This window comes from Microbacterium testaceum, assembly GCF_020781835.1.
Classification (GTDB): Bacteria; Actinomycetota; Actinomycetes; order Actinomycetales; family Microbacteriaceae; genus Microbacterium; species Microbacterium testaceum_H.
Map to the genome: position 1 here is coordinate 168,290 of NZ_JAJGNJ010000006.1, position 12,719 is coordinate 181,008.

At 66.9% G+C, this 12,719-nt stretch carries 12 protein-coding genes; 9 read left to right on the forward strand and 3 right to left on the reverse strand.

The window, feature by feature from the left end; translation table 11 throughout:
- Positions 1 to 178 precede the first annotated feature (178 nt).
- The 3 genes from LL239_RS18195 to LL239_RS10680 all read right to left on the reverse strand — a co-directional run bounded on the left by LL239_RS18195 (position 179) and on the right by LL239_RS10680 (position 2,245).
- Positions 179 to 823: an IS3 family transposase gene (locus tag LL239_RS18195; RefSeq protein ID WP_445241962.1), complete on the reverse strand. Its 645-nt coding sequence runs from the start codon at positions 821 to 823 to the stop codon at positions 179 to 181.
- A 69-nt stretch (positions 824 to 892) separates the two neighbouring features.
- Positions 893 to 1,171: a transposase gene (locus tag LL239_RS18200; RefSeq protein WP_445241963.1), complete on the reverse strand. Its 279-nt coding sequence runs from the start codon at positions 1,169 to 1,171 to the stop codon at positions 893 to 895.
- A gap of 438 nt (positions 1,172 to 1,609) precedes the next feature.
- On the reverse strand, positions 1,610 to 2,245 hold the full coding sequence (locus LL239_RS10680; RefSeq protein WP_228163420.1) for a CPBP family intramembrane glutamic endopeptidase: 636 nt from the start codon (positions 2,243 to 2,245) through the stop codon (positions 1,610 to 1,612).
- 337 nt (positions 2,246 to 2,582) lie between these two features.
- Between LL239_RS10680 and LL239_RS10685 the strand changes: the two genes are divergently transcribed.
- From LL239_RS10685 to crtI, 9 genes are all read left to right on the forward strand, one after another.
- Positions 2,583 to 4,088 (forward strand): polysaccharide biosynthesis tyrosine autokinase, encoded by a 1,506-nt coding sequence (locus LL239_RS10685; RefSeq protein WP_228163421.1) that lies wholly within the window; start codon positions 2,583 to 2,585, stop codon positions 4,086 to 4,088.
- A 114-nt stretch (positions 4,089 to 4,202) separates the two neighbouring features.
- Positions 4,203 to 5,978 carry a DUF4012 domain-containing protein gene (locus tag LL239_RS10690; RefSeq protein WP_228163422.1) on the forward strand — a complete coding sequence of 592 codons (1,776 nt, stop codon included), beginning with the start codon at positions 4,203 to 4,205 and terminating at the stop codon, positions 5,976 to 5,978.
- Between the two features lie 222 nt (positions 5,979 to 6,200).
- On the forward strand, positions 6,201 to 6,734 hold the full coding sequence (locus LL239_RS10695; RefSeq protein WP_228163423.1) for an LPXTG cell wall anchor domain-containing protein: 534 nt from the start codon (positions 6,201 to 6,203) through the stop codon (positions 6,732 to 6,734).
- Positions 6,735 to 6,902: 168 nt separating this feature from the next.
- Entirely contained in the window at positions 6,903 to 7,826 is a 924-nt protein-coding gene (locus tag LL239_RS10700) for an SMP-30/gluconolactonase/LRE family protein (protein ID WP_228163424.1), read from the forward strand.
- Positions 7,823 to 8,479, forward strand: a complete 657-nt coding sequence (locus LL239_RS10705) for a formylglycine-generating enzyme family protein (protein WP_228163425.1) — start codon at positions 7,823 to 7,825, stop codon at positions 8,477 to 8,479. The genes LL239_RS10700 and LL239_RS10705 overlap by 4 nt, the downstream gene beginning before the upstream one ends.
- A 204-nt stretch (positions 8,480 to 8,683) precedes the next feature.
- Positions 8,684 to 9,235, forward strand: a complete 552-nt coding sequence (idi, locus tag LL239_RS10710; protein WP_228163426.1) for an isopentenyl-diphosphate Delta-isomerase — start codon at positions 8,684 to 8,686, stop codon at positions 9,233 to 9,235.
- A complete protein-coding gene (locus tag LL239_RS10715) occupies positions 9,232 to 10,299 on the forward strand; it encodes a polyprenyl synthetase family protein (RefSeq protein WP_228163427.1) in 1,068 nt (355 codons plus the stop codon). Before idi ends, LL239_RS10715 begins: the two co-directional genes overlap by 4 nt.
- Positions 10,296 to 11,165, forward strand: a complete 870-nt coding sequence (locus LL239_RS10720; protein ID WP_228163428.1) for a phytoene/squalene synthase family protein — start codon at positions 10,296 to 10,298, stop codon at positions 11,163 to 11,165. Before LL239_RS10715 ends, LL239_RS10720 begins: the two co-directional genes overlap by 4 nt.
- Positions 11,162 to 12,718: a phytoene desaturase family protein gene (gene crtI / locus LL239_RS10725; protein WP_228163429.1), complete on the forward strand. Its 1,557-nt coding sequence runs from the start codon at positions 11,162 to 11,164 to the stop codon at positions 12,716 to 12,718. The genes LL239_RS10720 and crtI overlap by 4 nt, the downstream gene beginning before the upstream one ends.
- Position 12,719 lies beyond the last annotated feature (1 nt).

The following is a 12,719-nucleotide window of genomic DNA, read 5'->3' on the forward strand; positions in this document are numbered from 1 at the left end:
TCGGCCCGATTTTCGTTCCTATAGGGGACCTTGTCCGGCAGCTGCCGCGTTAGCTGATTGGAGGTCAGCGTAGTAGGCCTGCTCAAGTTCGGTGGGGGTACTCATGTCGAGTTAACCGTGGGGCGAGACTCGTTCCAGCACGCCGGGGCGTGAGGAACGAACTGGTGACTGTTTCGGTTTAGGCCGCGAGTGTGAGCGGCTCGGTTAGCTTCGCTTCGGACTCGATGGGCGTCAACCACCCGAGGGCGTCTTGCGCGCGTTGGCGGTGATACTTCCGCTCGATCCACGCCACGCCGGCCATCCGCGGCTCCTGACGCGTCGCCCACCGTTGCTGGTTGGGCACGTTGGTCTGCAGCAGCGAGCAGAACGATTCCATGGCCGCGTTGTCGCCGACGGCGCCGACTCTGTCCATCGAGCCGACCATGTCATGACGGCGCAGCTCCCCAGCCACCGCTCTGCTGCGAAATTGACTGCCGAGCTCGGCATGCAGAATGCACCCGGCGACCTCGTCCCGGCGAGCGACGGGGTTGTGGACAGCGTCGACCGTGAGGTTCGCGGTCATTCGATCGCTGATGGAGTACCCGACGATGCGGTTCGAGCACACGTCCTTGGTCGCGCAACAATACAGCTTGCCTTCGCGCGTCCAATGCTTCGTGGTATCGGTGAGCCAGAGCCGGTTCGGCGCATAGGCACGGAACACGCGCTGGACATGATCGTCGAACACGAATGGCCCAGCCTTTTTGCCCTTAGCGCGTCGCCGACGTTGAGCGGACGAGAGAATCCCGGCTTGCGAACACAGCTTCCACGCCGTGCGCCGACTCATCCGCCACCCCGCCCCCGCGCCTCGTCAGCGAGGTAGCTGTACCCAAACGTCGGGTCGTCGTGGTGAGCGTCACGCAGCGCGTTGATCTGATACGCGCGGAGCACGTCGGCGTCCCGGACTGGGTCGCCTCTCCATCCGCTTCTTCAACTCCCGCGCTTCGGCCGCATCCGCCGCGGTCTGACCGGGACGGTTACCTTCCTCGATATCGGCTTGGTGGAGCCAGTTCTGTAGCGCCGCTTCGCTGACACCGAAATCAGTCGCCATCTGCTTGATGGTGACGCCGCTCTCGCCGCGACGAGGGACCGCGATCACGTCCTCACGAAACGCTCTGGGATAGGGGCCAGGCATGATGACGTCCGCCCCGCCAGCACCTCCCGGCGCTAACGAACAGTTGTCACCAAGCCGTTCGGCACGGCCCCCGCACTGCCGGTCTGGGGACCCGACAGATGAGCGCGACCCCGTGACGATCTCTGTACTCGTTGATGAACCGGGTCGTCACCATCAGGCCGAGTCGACCCACTTCGCAGAACGCACTCGCGGCCGCGGAATTCTGTTCGCCTGCGAAGCCCGGTGTCCTCCGTCTCTAGCTGTCTGATCCGCTGCGCCGCATCGGTCGTAACGCCGGGGCCTGGAGCCCCCGCCGACCTCCGCCTGCCGCCGCCCCCCACCGCAACGCCCGGGGACTCGAGCATCCGGTGCGCCAGCTCGCGCATCTTTGGCGAATACTTCCCGTTCGTCGAGTTTCATCCTTGATTGAAGAACGAAAGCGAAGTCGGGCCGAGACCGTCATGCGGCGATCGCACCCAGCGCCGCCACCGTGACATAGAGGATGTTATAGCTCGCATGCAAGAGCACTGCGCCCCAGATTCTCCCGGTGAGGGTAACGAGAACCGCGCAGGTCGCGCCCACGGCGAGGAGAACGATGGCATCGATCAGCCCCAGCGGCGCGAAGCATGTGTGAAGAAGCACGAACGCTCCCGCGGAGAATCCCGTAGCCGCCACACCGGCGATCACCCTCCCCATCCGCGGTGCCAGCAGCCTGAAGACGGCCACAGTAAGAAACGCCCGGAAATAGAGCTCTTCAACGACAGGACCGATCACGCCGATTGGAACAACAACCTCCCCAAACCATGCGACGACACTCGGCGAGGTTGCGACAGGGAATGGAGCGGAGGCTACCCCGTTGAGTATGCCTTCGAACTGCCGGAGAACCGCGGCTAGCCCGACGCCCCAAACAACGTCCGAAGCGCGGAAGGCGAAGAGCGAGCGGATCGGCACCCTGCGGGCGAAATAGACGAAGCCAGCGAGTAGAAACGTCCACAAAGTCATAAGCGCAAGCACTCCCCCGGGCTGCACGAACGTCTGGCCCAGTGCGGCCGAGAGGAACGTGCCTACTCCGCCGATGAGCAGCGGAACAAACAAGGGCGTGCCCGTATGAGGTCGGCCGCCGGCTTCTGACGCGCACAAGTCGACCCGTCGCCGGGAAGGTGGCGAACCCGTAGGCGACAGGGAGAAATCAGGCGCTTCTTCCGCCGCCCGCAGTGCGCGACGAGTCAGAGGCATCGACGAGTCGCTTCGCACGGTAAGAACATTACGGCAACGTCGTCTCTCAACGCGCACTGCTGCCGCTCAGGTCCGTCTCCCCGGACGAGAGCGAATCGGTTGCCTGATGAAAACCGAATGGAAACATTTCATGTGACAGACTAGTCAGGATTTCCGAGCGCAACGGCCTTCGGCCCGCGCACCTTCGAGAGGCACCATGGAGCTCAGCGACAACATCCGTATCCTGCGGAAAAATTGGCTTGTTATAGTCGCTTTGACCATCCTGGGTATAGGTGGCATGCTCGCCTACACCTCGACTAGGACCCCCATCTACCAATCCTCCAGCACAGTCTTCGTCTCTACCCAGGGCGGGAGCACGACCGCCGAGTTGCAACAGGGTTCGAGTTTCACGCAAGCGCGGATCAATACCTACGTCGGGCTCGTGAACACCCCGGTCGTGCTCGATCCCGTGGCCAGGGAGCTGGGACTTCAGGAGACGGGTGCACAGCTTTCCAGCAGGGTGAAGGCTTCCGCCGCGCTGAACTCCACACTGATCACGATCGTCGTCGAAGATGCAGACGCCGCGCTAGCAGCCGAAATCGCGAACGCAGTAGCTCAGAGCCTGGCCGCGGTCGTCCCCCAACTCGAGCCGGAAGCTGACGACGGCTCCAGCCCCGTCCGCCTGAGCCGCGTCCGCGACGCTCAAGCAGCGGATCGCCCTTCCAGTCCGAACATGCCTCTGAACCTCACTCTCGGCACGCTGATCGGCCTAGCCGCGGGGATCGGCACCGCTGTCCTCCGCACGGCCCTAGACAACCGGGTTCGAACTCCTCGTGACGTCGAACGAGTCACCGGGGCACCCGGAATCGGAGCCATCGCCTTCGACAAAAGAGCGAAGGAACGCCCTCTCATCGTGCACGCGGACCCACTGAGTACGCGCGCCGAGTCGTTTAGAGCGCTGCGAACCAATCTTCAGTTCCTCGATGTCGGCGAACGCTCCAGTTTTGTCGTAACCAGCTCTATCCCGACCGAAGGCAAGTCCACAACCGCCATCAATCTGGCAATCGCGCTCGCCGATGCCGGCAAGCGCGTTGCCCTCGTGGATACGGATCTGCGCAAACCCAAGGTCGCCGAATACCTCGGCATTGAGGGTGGAGCAGGACTGACCGACGTCCTCATCGGCCGGGCTCAGGTCAACGAGGTGATGTTGCCGTGGGGCGGACGCAGCTTCTACGTGCTCCCCGCAGGCAAGATTCCGCCCAACCCGAGCGAATTGCTGGGATCAGCCCGCATGAATGCTCTGCTCGAGATGCTCGAGCGTGATTTCGATGTCGTGCTCTGCGACGCCCCTCCATTGCTCCCGGTCACCGACGCAGCGGTTCTCGCGCGAACCACCAGCGGGGCCCTCATGGTCGTCGCCGCGGGACGTACCACGAAGCACCAGCTGACCGGCGCCTCGGAGGCGCTGGCGACCGCCGGCGCCAAGCTCGCGGGGTTCATCATGTGTATGGTGCCGACGCGGGGTCCCGACTCGTATCACGCAGGCTACGGTTGTGGCTACGGCCACGGCTATCGCGAAGCGCCTGTCAAGGGGACCCGAGGCGCGCAGCGCCGCCAGCGGTCGCGGAAAACCGCGGTTACGGTCTCGACCGATGTCAGAGGTTTCGAAGAGTCCGGTCTCGGCGCCCGGCGGAACTCACGCGAGACACGACGTGATAGCTGACCTCTGCAGCACTGCGCCGCGCTTTCGTTTGTCCTCATCGACCTCTTGGAATGAGGCCCGCAAAGGATGAGGGCGAAGGCGCGCCGCGATGCGCCGCATCTGGCCGGAACGATCGTGTTCTACACCCTGGGAGCCTTCATCGCTTTCACCGTGTTCGCTCTGGCATGGGTCGGAATTCGCGGAGCTCTTGCCGTCGGGCACCTGAACGACGTTCGCATGAGCGCTCCCGAGCTGGTCTCATCCTTCACGAGCGATCCGTCCGAGGCGACGGAACAGCTTCGCCTACTCGCCGATGACACCGGAGCCGCTCGGAGTCTCACATCCGATGCCGTGTGGAGGCTCCTCGAGCGTGCTCCCTGGATCGGACCACAGTTGGAAGCCGTCCGCGTGGTGACGGCCTCCTCCGACGACCTGGTACGACTCAGCGCGCTGCCGCTCGTCGAAGCGATACCGGCCGGTGCACTCGATGCATTGAAGCCAGTGGACGGCAGAATCGACGTGAGCTCGCTGACCATACTCGAGGGGCCCGCGACCGACGCGGCGGCGCAAGCGACTAAGGCACTGACGCACGTCCGGTCCATCGACCGAACGCCGCTCATGGGCCGACTCGCCTATCTCACAGATCAGGTCGAGCAAGTCTTCGCGCAGTCCGTCGGCGCCTTCGATGCGGTGTCCCGCGCGAGCCAACTGCTGCCCGACATGTTGGGGGGGGCCGGAGCGCGCTCATATTTGATTCTGGTTCAGAACAACGCCGAGTTCCGCTCCCTCGGGGGAATCACTGGCACCGCCCTGCTCCTCCAGACCGAGAATGGCCGAGTGACCCTCGCGGGCTCCGAATCGGCCACGGCACTGTCGCGCGGCATCTCCGACCCGGTAGTCGCCCTCCCAGAAGACGTGCAATCCATTTACGGCACGCGACCGGCGCGTTATTTCCACAACCTGACGCAGATCCCTGATTTCACCGTCGACGGGCCGCTCGCTCGCGAAATGTACCGCAGGCAAACGGGCCGCGAGGTCGACGGCGTGATTGCAATCGATCCCGTCATGCTTTCGTATCTCCTCGAAGCAACGGGAGGAGTTTTGCTGCCAGACGGTACTGCTGTCGACGCCGACAACGCCGTTTCCCTCTTCCTCAGCGATGTTTACAAGCGATACTCCGACCCCGCCGAACAGGATGCCTTCTTCGCCGCATCCTCGGCGGCGATCTTCAACGCCTTCCTAGATGGCCGGGGCTCAAGCGCGGGGCTGATCGCGGCTTTCGCTCGGGCGGTCGACGAGCGCAGAGTCTCGTTATGGAACGCTCGTACCGAAGAGCAAATCATCGTTGAGGGTTCGTCGATGGCGGGCCAGCTCCCCTCGACGGACGCTCAAATGCCACGCTTCGGGGTGTTCCTCAACGACGGCACCGGTTCGAAGATGAGCTACTACGTGAAACCCGACGTCAGTTTGGTGTGGGACTCTTGCCAGGCCTCGGGCGAGAGGGGTTTCCGTCAACTGACCCTTCGCGCGAACCTCGGGAACACCGCGCCCGAAGATGCCGGGACGAGCCTCCCCTGGTACATCACTGGGGGAGGTGTCTATGGCGTGGCTCCGGGCACCGCAAGGGTCGTGACGAACGTTTATCTCCCGGAGGGATTCGAGCTTGTGTCCGCGCAAGCGTCAAATGGCGCGACCTTCACCGCAACGGAACTCGCGGGACGGTCAGTGCTAACTTATGGTGCCGATTTGCCTCCGCAGACGGCCGTGAACGTGACCATTGTGGTGAAGGGGACGTCCAGCGCCACCACTGCGGAAGCCCTGGTGACACCCACGGCCGACAGTGCCGTGAATCCGGTCATCCGCACGACTTGCAGCGTACCGTCACCTGCGCTGGGTGGCAGTGTGAACTGACACCCCTTCAAAGATTCCAAGGAAGACCGCCACAGCGACCTCAGCGAGTGTTTACGAAAAGGAAACCGCGTCGGTTTGCAACAGGGGAGATACCTAAGGGATACTCAGAGTGTCTCTCAACACGTAAACCCGCTTCATTCTCATCCCAATCTGAGCAGCAAACAGATACAGGAAAGAGCGGACCACCACAGCACCGCAGCCCGGATTCGAAAGCAGGCAGTCATGAAGCACAAGCTCACCAAGGCGGCGGCCTCGGCGACCATCGCGGGCGCGCTGCTCTTGGCAGCCCCGGCGGTCGCGCAGGCGTATGTGCCGACCAGCCCCGACACCGTCACCGTCACCGTTACAGCTAACGGTCCCGTTCCGATCGACGGCTTCACTCCCGGCGCGAGCGTGACGTTCACGCTCGTCGGCCGCGGAGTCACGGGAGCCAACATCGCCACCGCGAACCTGCCCGTCACCTCGGCTTCGGTGATCAAGACCGCCGATTCCTCGGGCGTAGCGACCGCCGTCGTCACCCTGCCCGCCAACCCGAGCGGCAGCTACACGGTGTCCGCCACGGGCCCCCGCGCCTCGGCCGGCGGCGGCTCGGGCGTCAACGCGGGCGGTGCGGGCGGCACGGCGCTCCCCGCCACCGGTGTCGACAGCCAGTCGATGATGGGCATCTGGATCGGCGGCGGCGCCCTTCTGGCCGCCGGTGCAACCGTCGCCGTCGCGGCGAAGGTGCGTCGCAACCGCGCCGAGACCAACTCGTAACCCCACTACAGAGGAGGGCGTCGTCGACTACGGTCGGCGACGCCCTTCCTTTTCGATCCGCACTGTATGCCGCCGCCCCTTGGGCGCAGGACCCGGCATCCATATGGAATCTCCGCCGCATGCGTCAACCCGGCTGCGGCGGACCACGCCGATCGATTCACTGAAGGTATGCCCACTCCCCCGATGATCGACGGCCGCATCCTCCAGCCGCCCCGGGACTCCTCCGCCGTCGACGTCGCCCCGCCGCGCGTCTACGACGACCGCCTGCGAGCCGTCATCGCCTCCGAAGCCAGGCTGCGCTCGCTGTACTCCGGCGCATCCTGGGCCGAAGGCCCGGTGTGGTGGGAGCGTGAGCGGATGCTCGTGTTCAGTGATGTCGTCGGGCGTCGCACCTTGGGATGGCGAGAGGACGGCAGCGTCATCGCGATCATCGACCCGTCGGCGTTCGCGAACGGGAATGCCGTGGATGCCGACGGTCGGCTCGTTCACGCCGAGCAGGGCCGACGCGCCATCAGCCGCACCGACGAAACCGGCACGCGTCTCCTGGTGGACGCGTTCGACGGCACACCGCTGAACTCGCCGAACGACCTCGTCATCGACTCGACAGGCGCCGTATGGTTCACCGACCCGACGTACGGCATCACCGACCCGCGCGAAGGCTATCCCGCCGAATCGGCGCTTGGCCACCAGAGCGTGTACCGCTGGCGCGAAGGACACCCCCTCGAGCGCATGATCGACCTCGACGCGCCCAACGGCCTGGGCTTCAGCCCCGACGAGACGACCCTCTACATCGCGGAATCCAACCCCAACGGTCTCCCCCGCGTCGTCGCGTGCCGCTGGGACGGCGAGACCCTCGGCGCCCCACGTACGTTCGTGACCGTGGATGCCGGCATCCCGGACGGACTCGCCGTCGACCGCCGAGGGTGGCTGTGGATCAGCAGCGATGCCGGTGTCGTGATCGTCGACGACACCGGCGCGCGAATGGGGGTCATTCCCACCCCGCACGTCGTGAGCAATCTCGCGTTCGACAGCGGGCAGCGGCGCCTCTTCCTCACCGGCGACGCCGACCTCTGGATGCTGGAGCTGCGATGACCGACGTCGAGATGGCCCGGATCCCCGCGGGCAGCGTCCTTCGTGGCGACCAGCGCGGCGCGGACCGGCGCGAGATCACCGTCCAAGGATTCGACCTCGGCGTCTATCCCGTGACGGAGGAGCAGATGGCCGAGATCCTCGGCATCACCGCGCAGAATCCCCGACGACCCGCGGTCCAGGTCAGCTGGCTGCGCGCCGTGCGGTTCTGCAACGCCCTCTCCGAATGGGAGGGGCTCGACCCCGTCTACGCCTACGACGGCGAGCACGTCGACTGGGACATCGAGGCCGACGGCTTCCGGCTCCCGACAGAGGACGAATGGGAGTACGCGTGCCGGGCCGGCTCTACGGGGTCGACCTACGGCCCGATCGCGGAGATCGCGTGGACCGCCGCCGACGGTCTGAGGGGACCGGTGGAGGTCGGCGGACGCCTGCCCAATCTGCACGGGCTGTTCGACACGCTCGGAAACGTTTCGCAGTGGTGCTGGGACCTCTTCGCCCCCGAGACCAGCGACGCCCGGGTCTTCCGCGGCGGCGGGTGGAGCGATGCCCGAGCCGTCGTCCGTGCGTCGGCACGCCGCGGCGGAAACCCGCGTGCCGCCTTCGACGACGTCGGCCTACGCGTGGCGCGCACCTCCCCCGACCGGCAGCGCTGAGGCCGTCACCCGCCCCTGGAAGAGATCGTGATGGTCGTCGCCCGGCAGTGGACACACGTTTCGGCCACGGCGACGATGGGCGGTCGGTCACGCCCCCGGCCGTGTAGCACGGAACGAAACGCTGGCTGGCCCGGTGGACACCCCGGTTGCGCCCTAGGTATAGTCGGGCCACATAGCTAGTTAAACTAGCAAAAAGGAGGAACGGTGAGCGAGACCGAGTATGTCGTCCTCCTGGACGACTGGGGCAACGAGATCGGCACCGCGCCCAAGTCCAGCGTCCACGGCACGGATACCGCGTTGCACCTCGCTTTCTCCTGCCACGTCGTCAACGCGGACGGCCAGGTCCTCGTGACCCGACGTGCGCTGGAGAAGAAGACCTGGCCCGGCGTCTGGACGAATTCGTTCTGCGGCCACCCCTCTCCCGCCGAACCGGTCCTGCAGGCTGTCCACCGGCGCGCCGCGTTCGAGGTCGGACTCACGATCCGCGACGTCGAGCTCGCCCTCCCCCTCTTCCGCTACCGGGCCGTCGACTCCAGCGGCATCGTCGAGCACGAGATCTGCCCCGTGTACGTCGCCCGCACCGATGAGGAGCCGCGGCTGAACCCCGCCGAAGTGGCCGAATCGCGGTGGGTCGATCCGGCGGATCTCGCCGCGGCGCTGGAGTCGACCCCGTGGGCATTCAGCCCGTGGCTCGTTCTCCAAGCCCAACAGCTTCACCTGTTCTCGCGCTCACCGGCCATCCGGGCGGCCTCATGATCGCCCTCTCGACCACCCCCACGGCACGGGCCGCGATCGATGACGCGATCGAGGTGGTCGTCGCACGCCTCGCCCGACGCCTGCGCGGGCACGGCGAAGGCGCCCGGGCCCTGGCATCCGCCGTCGCCCGCTCCACCGAGGGAGGCAAACGGTTCCGCCCGCTGCTCGTCGTCGCCGCGTTCGACACGCTGCGCGGCAAGGACGCAGACCGTGACGCGCTCTACCAGGTCGCCGCCGCGTTCGAGCTGTTGCACACCGCTTTCGTCGTGCACGACGACGTCATCGACCATGACATCGAGCGCCGCGGCGTGGCGAACGTGGGCGGGGAGTTCCGCGCCCGCGGTCGCGAGCGCGGGGCGGATGACACCGGCGCGGCGCTCCTCGGAGATGCGGCCGGAATCCTCGCCGGCGACCTCCTGCTGCACGAGGCCGGGCGTCTCGTCGCCCTCGCCGACCTACCGACGGGTGTCCGCGGCGAACTGCTGCGCCTCGTCGAGGACGCCGTCCTCGTCTCGGCCGCGGGCGAGCTCGCCGACGTCGAGAACGCGGTGTCGGCCCACGAGGTCGACGCCGAGACGATCCTGCGCACCACGCACGACAAGACGGCCGTGTACTCGTTCTCGGCCCCCCTGGAGGCGGGCGCGGTGCTCGCCGGGGCGGACCGACCCGCACGCGCCGCGCTCGAGCGCTTCGGTCAGCGGCTCGGACTGGCCTACCAGCTCGTCGACGACCTCATCGGCGCCTTCGGCTCGTCCGAGGTGTCGGGCAAGGACGAGGGCTGCGACCTCCGCGAGGCGAAGAAGACGCACCTCATCGTCCTCGCGCGCGAGACGGAGGCATGGCCGGAGGTCAGCGAGGCGCTGGCACAGGCGCACACCGGTCCCGTCGCCATCCGCGCCGCACAGCGTGCGCTGAGCGACTCAGGGGCACGAGCACGGCTCGAAGACCTCGTCCGGGAGACGCTCGAGGAGGCACGCGCGATCGTGACGGCATCCACGCTGCCCGAGGACTGCCGCACCATGCTGCACGATCTGGTCGACGCCGTGCAGGGACGCGTGCCGTGAGCGCACAGGCCACGGGTCTCGCGCTGTACTCGCGAACGGCCGAGGACGCCGCCGCCGCCGTCATCAACAGATACTCGACCTCGTTCGCGCTGGCGTGCCGGCTGCTGGGTCCGCGACCGCGACCGCACGTACGGAACATCTACGCCCTCGTGCGCGTGGCCGACGAGATCGTCGACGGACCTGCGCACGACGCCGGTCTCTCCCCCGCGCAGGAACGGTCGGCGCTCGACGCGCTCGAGAACGAGGTGCGGGATGCCATCGCCTCGGGCTTCAGCGCGAACCTCGTCGTGCACGCCTTCGCGCGCACCGCGCGTGAGTGCGGCATCGGCGACGACCTCATCGCCCCGTTCTTCGCATCGATGCGGACCGACCTGGACACGGCCGCCCACGACGACGCGTCGCACGACGCTTATGTCTACGGGTCCGCCGAGGTCGTCGGCCTGATGTGCCTCCAGGTCTTTCTGAACGCCGGGATGACGGCCCCGGCGCAACCCGCCGCGGATCTCGTGAACGGCGCGCGCCGCTTGGGCGCGGCGTTCCAGGACGTCAACTTCCTCCGCGACCTCGACGACGATGCCGTGCGCCTGGGCCGGGACTACCTCGACGGCGCCGCGGGAGACGAACGCCGCACGGCGGTGCTCGACCGGATCGACGCCGACCTCGCCGCCGCGGCGGCCACCGTGCCCCTGCTGCCACCGGATTGCCGTCGTGCCGTGACCGCCGCGCACGACCTGTTCGCCGAACTGTCGCGGCGCCTGCGCCGCACCCGAGCGGGCGCGCCCCGCGTCCGCGTCCCCGACCGCGTGAAGGCGACGCTCGCCGCACGTGCTTTCCTCGGACGCCCACCGAAAGGGGCCCACGTATGACCTCCCAGCGCATCGTCGTCGTCGGAGGAGGGATCGCCGGTCTCGGCACCGCCGCCCTTCTGGCTGACCAGGGGCACGAGGTGCAGCTGTTCGAGGGCCGCGACCAGCTGGGCGGCCGCGCCGGCTCGTGGGAGAGCGACGGATTCCGGTTCGACACCGGCCCCAGCTGGTATCTCATGCCGGAGGTGTTCGACCACTTCTTCCGACTGCTCGGCACCAGCGCCGCCGAGCAGCTCGACCTCGTCCGCCTCGACCCGGCGTACCGGGTCTACGGCCCTCCCGGCAAGGGAGAGCCGATCGACGTCGTATCTGGCCGTGAAGCGGTGCGCGCGCTGTTCGAGGCGCACGAGCCGGGTTCGGGCGACAAGGTCGAGGCCTACCTGGACTCGGCGAAAGACGCTTACGAGCTGTCGACCTCGAAGTTCCTCTACGACACGTACTCCTCCACGCAGGGTCTGCGCGACCCCGCTCTCATCAAGCGGCTCCCGACGCTCATCCCGTTGCTCACGCAGACCCTGTGGAAGCGCGTCACCCGGGACTTCGCCAACCCGCGGCTACAGCAGATCCTCGCCTACCCCTCCGTGTTCCTGGGGGGCTCCCCGTTCGAGGTTCCGAGCCTCTACCACCTCATGAGCCACCTCGACCTCGGCGACGGGGTGCTCTACCCGCGGGGCGGTTTCACCGAGATCATCCGCGCCATCGAACGCCTCGCCCTCAAGCGCGGCGTCCAAATCGAGACGGGCGTCCCGGTCGAGGCGATCATCACCGACGGCGGGATCGCCCGTGGCATCCGGCTGGCCGACGGCCGGGTGGTCTCAGCGGATGCCGTGGTCTCGGGCGCCGATCTGCACCACACCGAGACGCAGTTGCTGGAAGAGGACGACCGCCAGTACCCCGAGAAGTGGTGGAAGGACCGCGTTCCGAGCCCCGGCGCGCTGCTGCTGCTGCTCGGCGTGAAGGGGGAGTTGCCGCAGCTCACCCATCACACGCTGCTCTTCACCGACGACTGGCACACGAACTTCGAGGCCATCTTCGGGGAGAACAAGCGCATCCCCGATCCGGCATCCATCTACGTCTGCCGTCCCAGCGCCTCGGACGACACCGTCGCCCCGGAGGGGTACGAGAACCTGTTCGTCCTCGTCCCCGTCCCCGCCGATCCCGTCAGCGGTCGTGGCGGTGTCGACGGCGCCGGCGACCCACGCATCGAGGCCGCGGCCGACCGCGTCATCGCGCAGATCGGCGAGTGGGCCGGCATCCCGGACTTCGCCGACCGCATCGTGGTGCGTAAGACCATCGCGCCAGAGGACTTCGCTCACGACCTGCACGCGTGGCACGGGAACTCGCTCGGTCTCGCGCACACGCTCGGCCAGAGCGCGATCTTCCGTCCGAAGAACCGCTCGCGCAAGGTGTCGAACCTCTACTACGCCGGCACCTCCGTGCTACCGGGCATCGGGCTTCCGATGTGTCTGATCTCGGCCGAGCTCGTGGTCAAGCGCCTGACCGGCGACCGAACCGCCGGGCCCCTGAACGAGCCTGCTCGCGCGGCGGTCTGAG